The 17,622-nt window shown below is 68.1% G+C and carries 17 protein-coding genes and 3 pseudogenes; 12 read left to right on the top strand and 8 right to left on the bottom strand.

Annotated features, from left to right (window positions below; translation table 11 throughout):
• The first annotated feature begins 1 nt into the window (after position 1).
• Positions 2–3,073, top strand: coding sequence for a ThuA domain-containing protein (locus tag ACIPEK_RS30930; RefSeq protein WP_402002734.1), 3,072 nt, complete (start codon positions 2–4; stop codon positions 3,071–3,073).
• A 95-nt stretch (positions 3,074–3,168) separates the two neighbouring features.
• Here ACIPEK_RS30930 and ACIPEK_RS30935 read toward each other — a convergent pair whose 3' ends face one another.
• Complete coding sequence (locus ACIPEK_RS30935) at positions 3,169–4,305, bottom strand: aminoglycoside phosphotransferase family protein (RefSeq protein ID WP_402002737.1); 1,137 nt, start codon at positions 4,303–4,305, stop codon at positions 3,169–3,171.
• A gap of 231 nt (positions 4,306–4,536) precedes the next feature.
• On the opposite strand from ACIPEK_RS30935, the gene ACIPEK_RS30940 reads away from it, so the two are divergent.
• Entirely contained in the window at positions 4,537–6,036 is a 1,500-nt protein-coding gene (locus ACIPEK_RS30940) for a hypothetical protein (protein WP_402002740.1), read from the top strand.
• A 158-nt stretch (positions 6,037–6,194) separates the two neighbouring features.
• Here ACIPEK_RS30940 and ACIPEK_RS30945 read toward each other — a convergent pair whose 3' ends face one another.
• Entirely contained in the window at positions 6,195–7,640 is a 1,446-nt protein-coding gene (locus ACIPEK_RS30945; protein ID WP_402002743.1) for a PP2C family protein-serine/threonine phosphatase, read from the bottom strand.
• A 411-nt stretch (positions 7,641–8,051) separates the two neighbouring features.
• Between ACIPEK_RS30945 and rpmG the strand changes: the two genes are divergently transcribed.
• Together rpmG and ACIPEK_RS30955 are read left to right on the top strand one after the other, a co-directional pair.
• The gene (gene rpmG, locus ACIPEK_RS30950) at positions 8,052–8,216 is read left to right on the top strand and encodes a 50S ribosomal protein L33 (RefSeq protein WP_402002746.1); all 165 of its coding nucleotides are present in this window, start codon (positions 8,052–8,054) and stop codon (positions 8,214–8,216) included.
• Positions 8,217–8,281: 65 nt separating this feature from the next.
• Positions 8,282–8,539: a type B 50S ribosomal protein L31 gene (locus ACIPEK_RS30955; RefSeq protein ID WP_402002749.1), complete on the top strand. Its 258-nt coding sequence runs from the start codon at positions 8,282–8,284 to the stop codon at positions 8,537–8,539.
• A gap of 186 nt (positions 8,540–8,725) precedes the next feature.
• Here the strand turns inward: ACIPEK_RS30955 and ACIPEK_RS30960 are convergent, their stop codons facing one another.
• Positions 8,726–9,382, bottom strand: a complete 657-nt coding sequence (locus ACIPEK_RS30960; protein ID WP_402002752.1) for a YoaK family protein — start codon at positions 9,380–9,382, stop codon at positions 8,726–8,728.
• A 128-nt stretch (positions 9,383–9,510) separates the two neighbouring features.
• On the opposite strand from ACIPEK_RS30960, the gene ACIPEK_RS30965 reads away from it, so the two are divergent.
• Complete coding sequence (locus ACIPEK_RS30965; RefSeq protein ID WP_402002755.1) at positions 9,511–10,290, top strand: tyrosine-protein phosphatase; 780 nt, start codon at positions 9,511–9,513, stop codon at positions 10,288–10,290.
• An 88-nt stretch (positions 10,291–10,378) separates the two neighbouring features.
• Positions 10,379–10,477, top strand: a pseudogene (locus tag ACIPEK_RS30970) (DUF664 domain-containing protein); the annotation flags it as partial.
• A gap of 297 nt (positions 10,478–10,774) precedes the next feature.
• Here ACIPEK_RS30970 and ACIPEK_RS30975 read toward each other — a convergent pair.
• A pseudogene (locus tag ACIPEK_RS30975) lies at positions 10,775–10,828 on the bottom strand (hypothetical protein); the annotation flags it as partial.
• A gap of 9 nt (positions 10,829–10,837) precedes the next feature.
• Between ACIPEK_RS30975 and ACIPEK_RS30980 the strand changes: the two are divergent.
• Complete coding sequence (locus ACIPEK_RS30980) at positions 10,838–11,125, top strand: YceI family protein (RefSeq protein WP_402002757.1); 288 nt, start codon at positions 10,838–10,840, stop codon at positions 11,123–11,125.
• Between the two features lie 13 nt (positions 11,126–11,138).
• Here ACIPEK_RS30980 and ACIPEK_RS30985 read toward each other — a convergent pair whose 3' ends face one another.
• Complete coding sequence (locus tag ACIPEK_RS30985; RefSeq protein ID WP_402002760.1) at positions 11,139–11,528, bottom strand: hypothetical protein; 390 nt, start codon at positions 11,526–11,528, stop codon at positions 11,139–11,141.
• A 462-nt stretch (positions 11,529–11,990) separates the two neighbouring features.
• Positions 11,991–12,569: a PadR family transcriptional regulator gene (locus ACIPEK_RS30990; RefSeq protein WP_402002763.1), complete on the bottom strand. Its 579-nt coding sequence runs from the start codon at positions 12,567–12,569 to the stop codon at positions 11,991–11,993.
• Positions 12,570–12,653: 84 nt separating this feature from the next.
• On the opposite strand from ACIPEK_RS30990, the gene ACIPEK_RS30995 reads away from it, so the two are divergent.
• Complete coding sequence (locus ACIPEK_RS30995) at positions 12,654–13,094, top strand: nuclear transport factor 2 family protein (RefSeq protein ID WP_402002765.1); 441 nt, start codon at positions 12,654–12,656, stop codon at positions 13,092–13,094.
• A gap of 112 nt (positions 13,095–13,206) precedes the next feature.
• On the opposite strand, the gene ACIPEK_RS31000 is transcribed toward ACIPEK_RS30995, so the two are convergent.
• Positions 13,207–13,674 (bottom strand): DUF1348 family protein, encoded by a 468-nt coding sequence (locus ACIPEK_RS31000; RefSeq protein ID WP_402002767.1) that lies wholly within the window; start codon positions 13,672–13,674, stop codon positions 13,207–13,209.
• 317 nt (positions 13,675–13,991) lie between these two features.
• Here ACIPEK_RS31000 and ACIPEK_RS31005 point away from each other — a divergent pair.
• Positions 13,992–14,506, top strand: a pseudogene (locus ACIPEK_RS31005) (lytic polysaccharide monooxygenase auxiliary activity family 9 protein).
• A gap of 87 nt (positions 14,507–14,593) precedes the next feature.
• Entirely contained in the window at positions 14,594–15,331 is a 738-nt protein-coding gene (locus tag ACIPEK_RS31010) for a dienelactone hydrolase family protein (protein WP_402002769.1), read from the top strand.
• Between the two features lie 125 nt (positions 15,332–15,456).
• On the opposite strand, the gene ACIPEK_RS31015 is transcribed toward ACIPEK_RS31010, so the two are convergent.
• Positions 15,457–15,774 (bottom strand): recombinase family protein, encoded by a 318-nt coding sequence (locus tag ACIPEK_RS31015; protein WP_402002790.1) that lies wholly within the window; start codon positions 15,772–15,774, stop codon positions 15,457–15,459.
• Between ACIPEK_RS31015 and ACIPEK_RS31020 the strand changes: the two genes are divergently transcribed.
• Positions 15,661–16,011 (top strand): hypothetical protein, encoded by a 351-nt coding sequence (locus ACIPEK_RS31020; RefSeq protein WP_402002771.1) that lies wholly within the window; start codon positions 15,661–15,663, stop codon positions 16,009–16,011. The genes ACIPEK_RS31015 and ACIPEK_RS31020 overlap by 114 nt on opposite strands.
• 1,185 nt (positions 16,012–17,196) lie before the next feature.
• A partial coding sequence (locus ACIPEK_RS31025) for a hypothetical protein (RefSeq protein ID WP_402002773.1) occupies positions 17,197–17,622 on the top strand: 426 nt, incomplete at its 3' end.

The following is a 17,622-nucleotide window of genomic DNA, read 5'->3' on the forward strand; positions in this document are numbered from 1 at the left end:
AGTGAGCGCACTGCTACTCGCGCTGACCGCGCTGCCCGCGACCGCAGCCACCACCGGTAAGGCCCCCGCCTTCCGTGCCCTGCTCTTCACCCGCGCCGTCGGCTATGTGCACGCCTCCATTCCCGCCGGCATCCAGATGTTCAAGGAAGAGGCGGCCGCCAACAACTTCGAACTCGTCGAGACCGCCGACCCCGCCGTCTTCGACGACGCGTTGCTCAAGGACTTCGACGTCATCGTCATGCTGCAGAACTCCGGCATGGTCTGGGACACCGACGCCCAGCGCGAAGCCATGCAGACGTACGTACGCAACGGCGGCGGCGTAGTCGCCGTCCACAACACCCTCGACATGGGGATCGAGGACACCTTCCCCTGGTGGGACGAGGCCATCAACGGCGGCGTCCACATGCCCGCCCACTCACCCGGAGTCCTTCAGGGCACCGCCAAGGTCGCCGACCGCGTCCACCCCTCCACCGCAGGACTCCCGGAACGCTGGGAGCGCCCCGAGGAGTGGTACAACTTCGACAAGAACCCCCGTGGTGACGTCCACGTCCTGGTCACCGCCGACGAAACCACGTACAACCCCGGCGGATCCGCCATGGGCGCCGACCACCCCATCTCCTGGTGCCGCAACACCGAGGGCGGCAGGGTCTGGGCAACCGCCATGGGCCACGACACGGCCTCGTACAGCGAAGCCGCCTTCCGCACCCATGTCATCGGCGGCGTCAAGTGGGCCGCGGGCAACAAGCCCGGCGACTGCGGCGGCACCGTCTGGAGCGGCTACGAGAAGGTCACTCTCGACGACAACACCGCCGACCCGATGGAGCTCGATGTCGCCAAGGACGGCCGCGTCTTCTACATCCAGCGCAGCGGCGAGGTGAACATCTACGACCCGGCGACCCATGCCACCACCACCGCCGGGAAGCTCGATGTCTACACCGGCGGTGAGGACGGCCTGGTCGGCATGGAACTCGACCCGGACTTCAAGAAGAACCACTGGATCTACCTCTACTACGCCCCCGCAGGCGCCACCGAGGACGTCAACCGGCTCTCCCGGTTCACGGTCAAGGGCAACAGTCTCGAACTCACCAGCGAGAAGAAGCTCATCGACGTCCCCGCCTACCGCGACCGCACGTTCCCGGAGCCCGGACACACCGGAGGCGCCGTCGAGTTCGGCCCCGACCGCACGCTCTACCTCGGCGTCGGCGACGACACTCCGCCCAACCTCGACCCGAACTGGCAGGGTTACGCCCCGCTCGACTGGCGCGAGGGCAAGCAGATGCTGGACGCCGCCCGCACCGCGGGCAATACCAACGACCTGCGCGGCAAGATCCTGCGCATCAAGCCGAAGGACTCCGGCGGCTACACCATTCCCAAGGGCAACCTCTTCGCCCCGGGAACGGCCAAGACCCGCCCCGAAATCTACGCGATGGGCTTCCGCAATCCGTTCCGCTTCACCGTCGACCCCAAGACCGGCTACGTTCACGCCTCCGACTACGGCCCCGACCGCGGACTGCCGACCACCGACCGTGGGCCCGAAGGCCTCGTCGAGTACAACGTCATCAAGAAGGCCGGCAACTTCGGCTGGCCGTTCTGCCACGGCAACAACCAGGCCTATGCCCCCTACAACCCGGACACCAAGGAAATCGGCCCCAAGTTCGACTGCGCCAACCCGGTCAACCCCTCGCCCAACAACACCGGTCTGACCGAGCTCCCGCCGATCCAGCAGCCGGAGATCTGGTACGGCTACGGCGAATCCAACGAATTTCCCGAGGTCGGCAGCGGCGGCTCGGCCCCTATGAGCGGTCCCGTCTACCACTACGACAAGAAGAACCCGTCCACCACGAAATTCCCCGCCTACTTCGAGGGCGCAGGCTTCTTCTACGAGTGGTCGCGCAACTTCGTCAAGGAAGTCCGCTTCGACAAGGACCAGAAACTCCTGAAGATCAATGACTTCCTGTCCTCCCAGAAGTTCAACAAGCCGATGGACATGACGTTCGGCCCCGACGGATCGCTCTACGTCCTCGAATGGGGCAGCTCCTTCGGCGGCGGCAACAACGACTCCGGGCTCTACCGCATCGACTACGCACAGGGACAGCGGGCGCCGGTCGCCAAGGCCGCCGCCTCCGCCACTGACGGCCCCGTACCGCTGAAGGTCGACTTCTCCAGCGAGGGCAGCAACGACCCCGACGGCGACACGCTCAGCTACGCCTGGGACTTCGACGGCGACGGCACCTACGACTCCACCGACGCGAACCCCAGCCACACCTACACGGTCAAGGGCGACTTCGCCGCCCAGCTCAAAGTCACCGACTCCACCGGCAAGTCCGGCTACGCCAACATCCCCGTCACCGCAGGCAACACCGCCCCCAAGGTGACCATCGACTTCCCCGTCAGCGGCAAACTCATCGAGTTCGGCGACAAGATCCCGTACAAGGTCACGGTCACCGATCCCGAGGACGGTCCGGTCGACTGTTCCAAGGTCACCGTCAACCCGGCACTCGGACACGACGACCACGAGCACCCCACCACCGACATCCCCGGCTGTGAAGGCACCGTGGACACCGGAGACCTGGGCGGCCACCCAGAAGGCGCGGACCTCACCTATGTACTCAACGCCAAGTACACGGACAAGGGCGGCGACGGCGTCTCCGCCCTCACCGGCTACGGTCGCGCCGTGCTCCAGCCGAAGCACAAGCAGGCGGAGTACTACGACGCCCAGTCCGGCACCCGGATCGTCGCCCAGGAAGGCGCCGAGAACGGCAAACGGATCGGAGATGTCTCCAACGGCGACTGGGTCGCCTTCGACCCGATGAGCGTCGAAGGCATCGGCACGGTCAGCTACCGGCTTTCCTCACCGTACGGGGTCGGCGCGATCGAACTGCGCGCGGACGCCCCCGACGGTCCTCTGCTCGCCACCACCCCGGTCCCCAACACGGGTGGCTGGGACAACTACCAGGCAACCCCGGCCGTGCCCGTCCAGGAACTGAAGGGCACCCACAAGTTGTATCTCGTCTTCACGTCCCCGCAGGACAATTCGTTCGACGTGGACGCAGTCGACTTCAAGAGCCCCTGACCGACCGCGCACGGGCCGGAGGAAACAACACAACAGCGCGCTGCGGGCCCGGTGTGTCGGCACCGGACCCGCAGCGCGCGTCCCCCGGGGCAGGGTCAGCGAGTGCCGACCGCGGCACGTACGGCCCGGCGGGCCATCGCGCAGTCGTCGTGCAGCCGACGCAGCAGCAGCCGCTGCTCCTCGCTCGACGAGAGCACACCCGGCCGGTCCTGACCGGCTCCCGCAGGCGCCGGCTCCCGCATGGCCCGCTGGACAGCCGTCTCGTACGTACGGATCTCCCGAGTCAGCACCAGCATCAGGTTTACCAGGAACGCATCCCGCGCCGCAGGCCCCGCGGCCTGCGCCAGCTGGCTGATCTGACGCCGCGCGGCCGGTGCGTCGCCCAGGACCGCCCAGAGCGTCGCCAGGTCGTAGCCCGGCAGATACCAGCCCGCGTGTTCCCAGTCCACCAGCACCGGACCCGTGGGCGACAGCAGGATGTTGGAGAGCAGCGCGTCGCCGTGACAGAACTGCCCCATGCCCTGACGGCCGCCCGCATGCGCCAGACCGTGCAGCAGCTTCTGCAGATCGCCCAGATCACGGTCGGTGAACAGCCCCAGCTCGTGATAGCGGGCGATTCGCGAGGCGTAGTCCAGCGGTGCGTCGAAGAGCCCCGGAGCCGGCCGCCAGGCATTGACCCGGCTGATCGCGCCGAGCGCGGCCCGCACATCCGCACGGGGTGGCGCCTCCGACGGGTGCCGGGTCAGCGCAGCCACCCGGCCGGGCATCCGTTCGATCACCAGAGTGCAGTTCTCCGGGTCGGCCGCGATGAGCCGAGGCACCCGCACCGGCGGGCGGTGCCGGACGAACGCACGATATGCAGCTATTTCGTGACGGAACCGCTCCGACCATGCGGGGGAGTGGTCCAGTAAACACTTGGCGACCGCAGTGGTGCGACCGGTGGAGCCGACCAGGAGCACCGAACGGCCGCTGCGGCGCAGCACCTGGACCGGATTGAACTCCGGACAGATCCGGTGCACCGAGGCGATCGCCATCCTCAGCTGAGCGCCCTGCGGGCCGGACAGGTCCAGCCGCCCGCTGAGAGGCGGGCCGCCCAGCCCCGCCGGCCGCCGCGGCCGAACCATGCCGGGTACCGGCGGACCGGCATGCGGTGCGAGGTACGGCCCGCCGCTCGCCCCCAGGGGACGAAGCGGCCGGGGCGGGGCGGTCACGGAGGACGATGCTGTGTACATGGGCGAGACAGATCCCTTCGTGCGCCGACAAGTTGCGTGCACCGCCCCGGCCGGCGGCCGTTCGGCACCCTGGGGAGTACCTAGGGCTGCCGGGCGGGGTGGCGCTTTCCTACCTGACATCGGACCGCGGGTAGCAGACCATCTGGCGCACCCTGGCGAACCCTGGCGAATAGTCGCAAGGCATCTGACAGGGGGCTACTGTCAACACAGCCGAGAACCTGGGGGCTTGAAGTGACCGGAGAACCCAACACCCGCCTGTCCGACCTGTTCGGCCTTGCCGGCTGGTCCAAGGGCGAACTCGCGAGAATGGTGAACCGGCAGGCGGCGGCCATGGGCCATCCGCAGCTGGCCACCGACACCTCGCGGGTGAGGCGTTGGATCGATATGGGGGAGTCCCCCCGCGATCCCGTGCCCAAAGTGCTGGCTGCCCTGTTCACCGAGCGGCTCGGTCGTGTCGTGACCATCGAGGACCTCGGGTTCGGCCGACGCGGGCGTGCGGGGAAACAGCGGGAGGCCGGGAAGCAGCACAATCCCGACGGACTTCCCTGGGCGCCCGAGCGGACGGCAGCGGTCCTCACCGAATTCACGGGAATGGACCTCATGCTCAACCGACGCGGCTTGGTGAGCGCGGGCGCCGCGCTCGCCGCAGGATCGACCATCACCGGCCCCATGCACGACTGGCTGCACACCGACCCTGTACTGGCGGCCGATGCCCCAAGGACCGACGACCCCCTGTACGCGGACCCGGCCGGTTTCGACCGGTACGAGGCCGCGCCCATCGGGTCGGAGGAGATCGAGGCGCTAGAACGGTCCGTCGAGGTGTTCCGCGCCTGGGACGCGTCCCGGGGCGGGGGACTCCAGCGCAAGGCCGTGGTGGGCCAGCTCAACGAGGTGGGCGGCATGCTCGCCTTCCGTCACCCCGAACATCTGCAGCGCCGCCTCTGGGGCGTCGCGGCCAATCTCGCCGTACTCGCGGGATGGATGTCCCACGACATCGGTCTCGAACCGACCGCCCAGAAGTACTTCGTCATCGCCGCCCACGCGGCGCGCGAGGGCGGCGACCGCCCGCGCGCAGGCGAGGCGCTCTCCAGGGCGGCCCGTCAGATGGTCCACCTGGGCCGTCCCGACGACGCCCTGGACCTGATGAAGCTCGCCAAGTCCGGCTCCGGAGACATGGTGCTGCCGCGAACCCAGGCCATGCTGCACACCATCGAGGCCTGGGCGCAGGCGTCCATGGGCCGCGGCCAGGCCATGCGCCGGACGCTCGGCAAGGCCGAGGAGCTCTTCGTATCGGACAAGAGCGATGTGCCGCCGCCCAGTTGGATGCAGCTGTTCGACGAGGCGGATCTGCACGGCATGCAGGCCCTGGCGTTCCGTACGCTCGCCGAACACGATCCTTCGGTGGCGATCGTGGCTCAGCGCCACGCCAAGCAGGCTCTGGAGCTTCGGGCCAACGGGCGCCAGCGGTCCAGGATCTTCGACTACATCTCACTCGCCTCGGCGTGCTTCATCGCCGACGATCCCGAGCAGGCCGACCGCTATGCGCGGCTCGCCCTGGTGACGATGGGGGAGACCTCCTCGCACCGTACCTGGGACCGGCTGCGCGAGATGTACCGGTTGACGGGCCGGTTCGCGGGCTACGCGAAGATCGAGGACCTGCGCGAGGAGATCAAGCTCGCCCTGCCGCAGAGCTCCATCATCAAGCGGCCAAGGCGCTCGTCGCAGATCTGACATGCGGGCGCCGTAGTGAGGACACCCCGACCATCACCTGTCCGACCGACCACAGTCCGGCCACCGGTTGTCCGGGCACCGCAGCCGTAGGCCGTTCGCCCTCCTGCGTACTGCGCCGTGTCCGGTGTTCCACGTGTCCGCGCGCGCGTCGCCGTGCTCTACGCCCCGATGCGGGCGATCAGCACGCACGCGTCGTCCAGGCGCTCGGTGCCACCGAACTCCGCGACGACCGTCCGTACGCACTCCTGTGCCGTACGGGCCTGCGCGAAGTGCGGTGCGAGGGCAAGCAGCGCGTCCGGGGCCGCACCCCGGTCGCTGAGACGGTTCAGCCCGTCGGTGTGCAGTATCAGCACATCACCGGGCAGCAGGTGTACTTCGTCCTGCTCGTACGCGACCCCGGAAGCCGCGCCGAGCAGGACGCCGTCCGGTGGCGGCAGCGGGCGCCCCTCTCCGTTGCGGAACAGCAGTGGTGCGGGGTGCCCCGCCTGTGACCAGGCGAGGGTGCCGGTGGCCGGATCGAAACGGCAGCACACCGCACTGCCGAGAGCGGGCTGGGCGGAGGATTCCAGTAACTGATTGAGATGCCCCATGAGGGCCCCGGGCTCGATGCCGGCCACGGCCATTCCGCGCAGCGCGCCCAGGAGCATCGCCATGGCCGAGGTGGCCTGGATGCCGTGGCCGGTCAGATCGCCGACCGTGAGGACGGTCCTGCCGTCCGGCAGTTCCAGCGCGTCGTACCAGTCACCGCCGATCAGGGAGCTCGACTCCGACGGAAGGTAGTGGGCCGCGATCTCCAGTGCGCCCGCTCCCTGCGAAGGCAGCCGTAGCGAGCCCCGCCACGGGGGCAGCACAGCCTTCTGAAGCTCGACCGCCATCCGGTGCTCGGTCCGCGCCATGTGGTGTCGGCGCCGTAGCGAGTCATGGGTTGTGCGCACCACTTGCTGGCTGCGCCGCAGTTCGCTGACATCGCGCAGAACCGCCCACATGGAGGCCGTGCACCCGTCCGCGTCGAGGACGGGCTCGCCCATCATGTGGAGCGTGCGCATCCGGCCGTCGGTCCGCAGGATGCGGAATTCGCCGTCTATCGGCTTTCCGTCAACCAGGCAGTCGGTGACCAGTGCGGTGAGCAGGGACTGGTCCTCGGGAAGGAGCATGGACGGGAGGTCATCCAGCGAGAGAGGTCCCGCATCGGGGGACCTGCCGAAAATCTGGAACAGTTCCTCGGACCAGGTGACCTCGTCGGTCAGCAGATTCCACTCGGCGCTGCCCACCCGGCCGATCAGCGAACCGGGCCGCGGCTCGTCGAAGGCCTCCTCCGCGCCGTCCTGCGTCGAAGTCCCCGTGGGCTGTTCCGAGGTCTCCGGCGCAAAACCTTCTCTGAGCTGTCCCAGCTGTGTGCCGAGATCATCGAGGTGGTGGACCGCCAGATCACAGAGTGCGCGCTGCCAGCGCATCTCATGGTCTTCCTCGTCGATCAGCACCGCGTCCCGCCGCACGGCATCCACATCGCCACGCAACCGACGGGTCCGGTTGATCAACGCATCGACGGCGTCGCGCTCGGGTGGCTGTGGGGCGGGGCGGTCCGCGGACAGATGGGACGGCATCTCGTACTCCGATACAGGCGCGGCACGACCAGGTCTGAAAGGTGGACCGTAGACGACTGTCGCACAGGCCGCGGGACCCCGTAAGGGATTTGGCAACACTCGATGGGTTGTTGCTTCTGGCATATGCCACAGGCTGCGCCGGGCGTCGTCCCGTCGAACAACCGTACTGTCGACGGAAGTTGACGCAAGTCATCCGACGCGCGCAGGTGGTTGTGCGCCCGCGCTCGCCGTTCCCCGGGCGGCATGCCCGGCCGGAACGGGGCATATGCGGGGGGCTCGCCAAGGCGGGGGCTCGAAGCGATTTGTGGGCGGGAATGCGTCGGGACCCTCTCGCGTTACAGCATCAGAACGAAAACGATACCCATTCCCATAAGGGGGGAGTGGGGTCGATGCAAGAGAGTGGAGGCGTTCATGGCACGCAGTGAGGCCCGCCCCGTTGTGACGCTCCGGTCGACGGCCGGAACGGGGCAGAGTTATGTGACGCGCAAGAACCGCCGGAACGATCCCGACCGGCTGGTTCTGCGTAAGTTCGACCCCGTCGTGGGGCAGCACGTCCTCTTTCGTGAGGAGCGCTGACCGTCGCACCCGCGTCGGGCTCCTGATCCCATCCGCCTCCCCGCGGTGGCAAGGAAGGAACGCGCATGAAGTCCCGTATTCACCCCGTCTCCCGTCCGGTGGTCTTCCGCGACCGCGCGGCGGGGGCTGCCTTCCTGGCCCGTTCGACCGCGGACGCGGATGGGCGGGTGCCATGGGAGGACGGCCGGAGCTATCCCGTCATCGACGTGGAGATTTCGTCGGCGAGTCACCCGTCCTACACCGGGACCAAGCGGGTGCCGGACACGGCAGGCCGTATCGAAAGGTTCAACCGCCGCTACGGCGGCCAGGCGCCCGGCAGCTGATCCGCATCCGGAGGACCTGATTCCGTGCTGTGAATCACAGTCCGGGGTGCGGATTCTCGGGAACGGGGCGCGATGGTTTATCGTTCACCTATGTGTGGATGTCGCACATCGCGCCCACATATGAGCCGCCCCGGCTGGATTCCCCCGATCCGGCCGGGGCTTCCCTTCACCCCGTGGTGGGCGCGGTCAGCCCCGGGAGAGCCTCCTGGGCACCGACTCGATCAACAGCGCACCCACCGCGGGCGCCACGGCCACCGTAGCTGCGGCACCCGGCCAGAACCGTACCGCCAGCGCGGTCACTGCCGCCCCTGCCACGACCGCGATCAGCCGGCCGGCCACCCAACCGTCCCCCTGGTTGCGCGACCGCAGCGTCACGCGGCTGACGAGCGACGTGAGCGTGCCTGTGAAGTAATTGGTGGGCGTGGCGCGGATACGGCCCTGAATCCCCATGGCGACGGCAATGAGCACCAGCAGCTCCAGCCGGTCCCTGTCGGAGGTGATCAGGTCCAGCGCCCACAGCACAGCGGCCGCGGCCAGCAGCGCCACCTCGATCAGCAGCATCACCGGCAAAGGCCACCGCAGCCGCTCGCTCATCCACGCACCGCACATGACCCCGAAGCCGTACGAAACGAGTGCGGTGATCACACGCAGGGACACACCGTGCTCCCCGGCACCGGCGGCGGAAGCGCCCAGCAGCACCAGATTCCCGGTCATCACTCCGGCGAAGACCTGACCGACACAGATGAAGACGAACGCGTCGGCAGCCCCGGAAGCGGCCGACAGAAGCAGCAGGGCCCCTTCGCTCCGTGGATCGCGTCCGGTGAGGAGGGTAGGAGTAGACACGCCTGCATTCTCGGCTCAGCCCCTGCGAAGGCGCAGACTCGCAGCCGGTACGGCGCGGCGAGCCGGCCAAGTCCGAGCACCGATACCGCGCCGTCGTGCACGGTGACATGGCCTTAAAGTTCTGCATTGTGAACAGACACATAGCGTTCGAGCGACTGCACAACTTCCGTGACGTGGGCGGATACCGGGGGGACGGCGGCCGCCCGGTCCGCTGGGGGAGGCTCTACCGATCCGACTCGCTGAGCAAGCTCCGGGGCGAGGACTGGGACCGTTTCCTGACCCTCGGCGTCCGTACGGTCATCGACCTGCGTTACGACTGGGAGATCGCAGCCGAGGGGCGGGTGCCCGACACGCCGGGACTGCACTACCACCACCTCAGCATCGAGCACCGGCCCTACGACCAGGCCGTACTGGGCCCGGATGTGGAGACCGGACGCTTCCTGGCGGACCGGTACGCAGAGGTCGCCCGCGACGGAGTTGCCGAGCTTCGCCGCGCCCTGGACGTGCTCGCGGCCGAGGACAGCGGCCCCGTCGTCTTCCACTGCGCATCGGGCAAGGACCGCACCGGGCTGCTTGCCGCACTCGTTCTGTCCCTGCTCGGTGTGGCCGAGGACGACATCGTCACCGACTTCACCCTCACCGAGCTCGCTACCGAACGGCTCCTGGCCGACTGGCGGGCGGACCACGCCGACATGGACCCGGTCTGGCCCGGTTACGGCAAGGCGCCCGCCGACGTCATGCGGTTGTTCCTGGCGGATCTCGCCGCGACCCACGGCTCCGTCCGCGACTACACCGCCGAACTCCTGGGTGCTGACGAGAAATTGGTGGCTGCGCTGCGCAGAAACCTCCTCGAACCCGCCGGGGAGGGCCGAGCGGCCGCACGCGGCACGACTGTCGGGAGCGCCTGAGCAGGCGCGCGCGGGTCCGCGGAGATGATTCTCGCGTGATCTGCTCACGGGCCTGCTCGTGTATCTGCTTGCGAACGGGGCAGCCGGCCTGCGCATGGTCCACGTCCACATGATCTCGGAGTACGCGCGCCACATCGGCCACGCCGACCTGTTGCGCGAGCGGATCGACGGTGTGACGGGGTGGTGATGCGCCACTGAGAGAGGCTCGGCCCGGTAGCTGCTCAGATGCCGGAGCATTCCGGCCGGGGCCTGCGGTGCACGGTCCCGGTGCCGGGTCGAGCAGCGCGATGTCCGCAGCGAAGGCGGCGAAACGATCCGTGCCGAATCCGGCCGCCGCCACGCGACGACGCAGGGCGGCAGCCAGCGCCGAGGAGGCGTCGGCGGCGGCGGACAGCCCGACGGGAGTCAGGGCGGCATAGGTCACTCTGCGGTCGGAACACGAGGCCCGCCGCTCCAGCAGGCCCGCCTCGCTGAGCCGGTCGACGATCTTGGTGGTCCCGGCGGTGGAGAACCCCGTCAGCTGAGACAGCTGGTTCATCGGGGCAGCGTGTTCCGGCACCGTCAGCAGATACCAGAGGACCTGTTCACGGCGGGCAGCGTCATCCCCGGTGCCGACGGCCGCGCGGATGTCACCGGTCGGCTCACCGTCGAGGGCGAAGCCCGTCCGCTCGCCTTCTCGGCCCGTACCGCCGAGTCCACCCCGACCGCGGTCACACCGAGCGCGGAGATCGACGTGGACCGTGCCGACTACGGGATCACTTGGAACAGGGGCGGCGTGATCAAGGGCTCGGCCACGGTCGCGCTCACCGTCCGATTTGTCCACCAGTCGGTCTGAACCACCGGGCTCGTCAGGTGAGCGCGGTCACGATCCGCTTCGTCGTGCGTTGCTGCTCGGGGCCGCCCGCCACCGGTGAGTACGACCAGGCGAGGCGCCGCTGCCCGTCGAGGGTCGAGAACATCCCCGAGTCGTTTCCGTACTGCTTGCCGGTCTTGCCCCAGAACGTGACCCCGTTGACCGTCGCGGTCTGAAGGCCCATGGAGTAGCGGGCCGAAGAGCTGCCCAGCATCCGCACATGCTCGGGCGGCAACGTGAACATGCGCCGAAGCAGCCGCGCCGGCAGCAGCCGGCCGGCGAAGAGCGCCGCGGTGCATCGCTCCAAGTCGTCGACCGTGGAGGTCATTTCGCCGTCGCCGTACGCGTACGACTGGTTGTACACAGAGCTGCTGGAGTGGTTCATGTATCCACCGTGCGGTGCGAGGGGAGCCCGCCCAAGCGGGGTGAACCCCGAAACGTCCCCGGAATCCGAGCCGGCGACCCGGAGCGGCAGCCGTGTTGAGCCCTTCGGTCCTTCAGCTGCCTCGGGCTCGTCCCCCCCAGCACGTACAGCTCGGGCAGATTGACGACGATCGCCGCCTGGTGCTGCGCGCGATCACCACCATTGCCTCTCGTTGGCGCTCGGATTCCCTCCCGATGCGGAACGAACGGCGGTGCGAAGACGCAGTCACCGGGTGAGGTGCGGATCCGAGCCTTTTCGGGCGCACCGCTCGATTCGTCGAGGAACACGAACTCCGTGCTGCCCCTTCATCACATGGATCGCCGCCTCGGAGGCGCCGTGATTCCGGCACGGCGAGGCCGGAGAGTGCGCCGTCCACCGACGTAACGACAGACAAGCGGTGGGATCGGAACAGCCTGGTACCGGCTAGGCGCCGTCGCCCTCCACTGCAACGGCCTGCCGTCGGCGCAGGAGAGCGGCGATCCGGAGGCACCAGTCCCTGTTCTCCTCCTCGAAGGCGAGTCCCCGCAGACAGGTCAGATACGGTCCGATTCGCTCACCCCTGAGCAGAAACTCGTCCTCGTCCATCTCGCCGCGCAGTTGCCGCAGCAGGTTGCCGAAGAGCTCGACCTTGGCCGAGGCGGCGGCCGCCCGTTCGTCCAGCTGATCGATGACCGGACCGCTTCCGATGTGATCGGCAGCCTGGACCTTGACGAGCAGGTCATCGCGGATGAATCCCGGCTTCGCACTGGCCGCGGCGAATTGCTCCAGCTCGGCCATCCCGGCGTCGGTGACATGGAACAGCCGCTTGTTGGGCCGGGTCTCCTGTACCACCTGTCGGCCCGCGACCAGTCCGTCCTTCTCCAGCTTGGCCAGTTCGGCGTACAGCTGCTGAGGCAGTGCGTGCCAGAAGTTCGCCACGCCGACATCGAACGCCTTGGCCAGCTGATACCCGCTGTACTCCCCGTCCAGCAGTGCCGCCAGCACCGCATGCCGCAAGGCCATGGCCCCGACACCCTTCCCTTTCGCTGTCTGACCCTTCATGATACTCATGAAAGTGAATAGTCAGATTCTATAGTATGGAGGCTGATGATGTCTGCCGAGACCGCGGACCGTTTCCGCGCCGCCGTCGAAAAGCGCGATCTCGCCGCACTGGACGGCCTGTTCACCGAGGATGTTCGCCTCTACAGCCCGGTGAAGTTCACTCCGTTCGAGGGGCGGCCCATGGTGCTCGGGCTGTTCGGGGTCCTGCTGCGTACGTTCGAGGAATTCCGCTACATCGGCCACTTCGACGGATCGGCCGAGACCAGCACGGACGGGGCACAGGCCCCGTCCGAGATTCTGCTCTTCCGGGCGAATGTGAACGGCAAGCAGATCCATGGCATCGACCTGCTGCAGTTCGACGAGGCGGGCCTGATCAAGGAGTTCACGGTGATGGTCCGCCCGCAGTCCGCGGTGCAGGTCCTGGGCGCGGCGGTTCTGGAGGGTCTGGTCACGGACGGCCTCGTCCAAGCTCCGGACGCCGGCTGAATCGCGCCACGACGGTGGGAAGAGTGCGCGCATATTCCGCAAGGGCCGCCCCTTCCTGGGCGGTTTCTGGCTGCCGCCGCCTGCGGCCGACTGTCCCCGCCTGGTCGGCTCGTCAGAGGGCGAGGTCGCTCAGCCCGGGGTGACCGTCCGGCCGGCGGCCCAGCGGCCAGTGGTACTTCCTGTCGGATTCCCGGATCGGTACGTCGTTGATGGACGCGTGCCGGGCACTCATGAGCCCGTTCGCGTCGAACTCCCAGTTCTCGTTGCCGTACGAGCGGTACCAGTTGCCCGAGTCGTCATGGCACTCGTACGCGAACCGCACCGCGATCCGGTTGCCGTCGAACGCCCAGAGCTCCTTGATGAGCCGGTAGTCGAGCTCCCTGGCCCATTTCCGGGCCAGGAAGGCGACGATTTCGTCGCGCCCGATAATCCATTCAGCGCGATTTCGCCACCGGGAGTCCTCGGTGTAGGCGAGTGCCACCTTCTCGGGCGTCCGGGAGTTCCAGCCGTCCTCGGCCAGCCTGACCTTCTCGATCGCCGACTCGCGCGTGAACGGCGGAACGGGGAGACGTGCGGTCATGACTTCTCCTGTCACATGTGATCTCGGCCTGAGCCCCGAGGGTATGGCCAGTTGGGCCTGGTGAGGGCTGACCGAAAGTCGCTTGTGTCGTCAACTCCGACCGAAGCCGGTGCCGTCGACGTGGACGCGTCGGCGGGTATGGTCCAGTCCAAGCGCAAGGCCGCCTTCCGACGTCTGCAACATCAGGGCATACGTGGTGGTGGATCTGGCCGTGCCCTTCGCACCTCTCGGCCCCCCACACTGGAGAGGCCGGCCTGCCGCTACATGACCCCCACAGCCCGACCCGTGTGCAGCGACGCCTCATGTGAAGGAGAAGCATGCACGCCAAAAGGAAGAAAGTCGCAGCCATCGGTGCCTTACTCGCACCCGTACTGGCCCCGAGCCTTCCGGCCGGTTCCGCCGACGCCCACGGATACATCTCGTCACCTCCGAGCCGCCAGGCCCAGTGCGCCGCCGGGACCGTGAGCTGCGGAGACATCAAGTACGAGCCGCAGAGCGTGGAAGGCCCAAAGGGCTGACCAGCTGCAGCGGTGGCAACAGCCGGTTCGCTGAACTCCACGACGACTCCAAGGGGTGGAAGGCCACCCCCGTGAGCCGGGCCACGTCCTTCCGATGGGTCCTGACAGCCCGGCACGCCACAAGAACATGGCAGCACTTCGATGGCGGACAGAAGATCGCCGAATTCAACGAAAATGGTGCGCAGCCCGGCGCCACAGTCACCCATCAGGTGAGTTTCGGCGGCCTGACGGGCAAGCAGAAGGTCCTCGCGGTCTGGAACATCGCGGACACCGCCAACGCTTTCTACGCCTGCATCGATGTGAACGTCGGCTGACCGACGGGTTCGGCCCGGCCCCGTCTCCAGGGGCCGGCGTCGGACGCCCCATGTCCCGCTGGGAGGCCATCTCCTAAAATCTCTGCCGTGCCGAAGATCGAGGTATCCCGCAAGCCAGTTGCTTACCGACACGGTTCCGCCTCCTTGGAGGGGATCCTCGTACGCGATGCTGCATTGGCCGGTCCCGCACCGACGGTCATGGTGTGCCACGGGGCGGAGGGCCGCAGCGACGTACTCGCCGAGATGTCCGAACGCGTACTGCCCTGGGGACACCAGGCGTTCGTCATGGATCTCTTCGGGAAGGGCGTCAGCGGCTCCACGCGACAGGAATTCGACGCGCTGATGCGGCCGTTCCTGGAGGACCGTGACATGCTGGCGGACCGTTTGTCCACCGTGGTCGCCACCGTCGCAGGGCTGCCCGAGGTGGACGCATCCCGCATCGCGGCCATCGGGTTCTGCTTCGGCGGACTGTGCGTGCTCGACATGGCCCGGACTGGTGCACCCGTCACGGGGGTCGCCGCCTTCCACGGCATGCTGACCCCGCCGCCGGGACTGACTCCGCGGAAGATCGACTGCAGGGTCGCGGTGTACCACGGCTGGGACGACCCGTTCGCGCGACCGGAAGACGTCGTCGCGCTGGCGGCGGAACTCACCGAATCCGGGGCCGACTGGCAGTTCCACGCATTTGGCCGGACCGTGCACTCCTTCATGGCGGAACGCGCGAACCGGCCCGAGCTGGGGATCGCGTACAACGCCCGATCCGCCGAGCGGGCCTGGTCGGGGCTGCGAGGATTCCTGGCTGAGTGCCTGAACCCGACCGACTGACCTCGCAGAGGGCTCAGGCCCATCTGCGGCCTGACAGCTCCCGCGACTGGGCGCCGATCATTCGGACCACCCTGCCGCGGCACGCCGAACAGGTCGGCAATCCGCTGGACCGTTTTCTACGGGCGTCATAGAGCTGCTGGGCGAGCGTGGTCTTGTCGGGCGTGAGCTCCGGCCGACGTCCGCCGACCCGGCCGCGGGCCCGTGCGGAGGCGAGCCCATCGTTGGTGTGCGCCACGATCAGCTCGCGCTGGAGCTCGGCGAGGACGGACAGCATCCCGAAACACCGCCCGGCCCTCCATCGTGGAGGCGCCGATGCCCTGCTCGATGACGTGCAACCGGATGCCGCGCTCGCGCAGCTCGGCGCCGAGGGCCACCAAGTGCAGCACGGAGCGGGAGAGCCGGTCGAGTCGGGTGACCTTCAGTGTGCCGCCCTCGCACAGCAGTTGGAGGACGAGTTCGAGCCTTGCCGCAGTGATGGCAGGAGCAGGGGCGGCAGCATGACGGCCGTGAGCAGGGTGCCGCCAGTGATAGCCACCGCAGCGGTGCCGAACGCCGCGACGAGGACCGGGGCGGACGGCTGGCCAACGGGGATCGACGCGAACGACCCGAGCTCAATGACGTGCGGGCTGCCGGCTGTGCCCGGCGTCGTCGAGGACCCGGTGCTCACCATGCGGGTCTGACGTAGCCGGCTGCGCGTGCGGCGTGGTCCTGGTTTCGTTGATCTTGCGCAGTGTCTGCGCGGATGACAGCTGGGCCTGGGTGTCGTCGTGCTCAAGGACGGTGAGCACGACAGCGGTACATCCCAGCGGCCCCGGCGCGTTCCAGGGTCCGTCGGCGACCTCGTCGTAGAGATTCCGGTCCTCATGCGGACCGACCCTCTACGCGGCCGTGATGTGGGGCCCGATGGCCGCGCGCCCGGGCAGTCGGCCATTCTCACCGTCCACGGGCTCAAGGGCCTCGCGGTAACGCGAAGGCCGAGCAGGCTCTGCCGGGCTGCGCCCACGACGTACTGGACCGGCCGGTCCGCTGCCGCCTGGCTGTCGACGGCGCTTCGGTGCATTCTTGCCTTCGTCGGTGGTCCGGCCGTGAGCGTAAGAGCGGCGCTCGCCGCCCTGTTCGGCCCTGGCCTGGTAGGCCGTGCCTGTCCGTGTCGCGATGTCGCCCTCGACTGCCTGGGCCCTGGAGTGTGTCGAACCAGCTCAGTGCGTTGTCCGGGGCGTCGATTGCGGGGACTGGCTGGATGGGCGGGCTGATCCTGTCCAGGACCTCCAGGAGGGGATGGCGCCGCTTGGTGTAAGGGAAGCGCTCCGGTTCGAGGATTCTCGGGCCTGTGCTCACAAGCACCCGTCGCCAGGCGACGGCATCGCCGGCGTCGGAGGGGCAGGTCCGCTGCTTGCTGGGCGAGCCTGCTTACTGGCTGTGTTGCAGGCAGGAGCGAGCCTGCTGTGCCGTGGCCGGGCCGTGAGGCGCCCCTCCGCCTCGACCGGCTGCGTGCCGGGGCCGGTGACGGCTCTACGGACGGTCACTGCAGGTCAGGGCAGGCGGGAGCATGCATGACGGGCATTCAGGACGATGGAATGCACCTCCGGCCCGGGTCGTGTCAACAAAGACACGCTGTCACCAAGGGTGAGTGAACGTCAGGAAGTCGCCCAGACGGGCTAACGGCACATCAACGAGCCCAAAAATATGAGCAATTGATGTTTCATCAGATTAAATGGAAATAGCATATGGGTGTCTCGTGTACCCCGATTGGCGCCCCGGGCGCCAACCCTTCAACGTGTCCGATATGACAGTTATGGGGGCCGTTAGTACGTTCAATCACGGGCCAGCTGCTCAGCCGGCCTCTCTGAGACAGGAGAAGTGACATGGTTACGCGTTCCACTGTCGTTACCGCCGCTCTCGCGGCCGCCGCGGCCCTGGCCGCCACCGGCATCACCTACGCCTCGGCCGCCTCCTCCGAGCCGGCCCAGGCAGCCCCGGTAGTCCAGCAGGCCGCCGCCCCTGTGTCGGCCCTCGACGGCGGCGACTCCGGCAAGGGCAATGAGGGCAAGGGCAACGAGGGCAAGGGCAACGAGGGCCGGGGTGGCGGCTACGAGAACAAGGGTGGTGGCAACGAGAACAGGGGTCACCGGGAACACTTCAGGGGCCGGATCCAGATCAACGAGCGCACGTACTCCGCCGAAGGCGGCGGCTGCGTCACGGTGGTCAGCGGTCTCGGTTCCAAGACCCTCAACATCCGCAACGAAAGCCGCCGGACCGTCGAGGTCTTCCGTGGCGCGACCTGCGACAAC

Source organism: Streptomyces sp. NPDC088246, assembly GCF_044741025.1.
GTDB lineage: Bacteria > Actinomycetota > Actinomycetes > Streptomycetales > Streptomycetaceae > Streptomyces.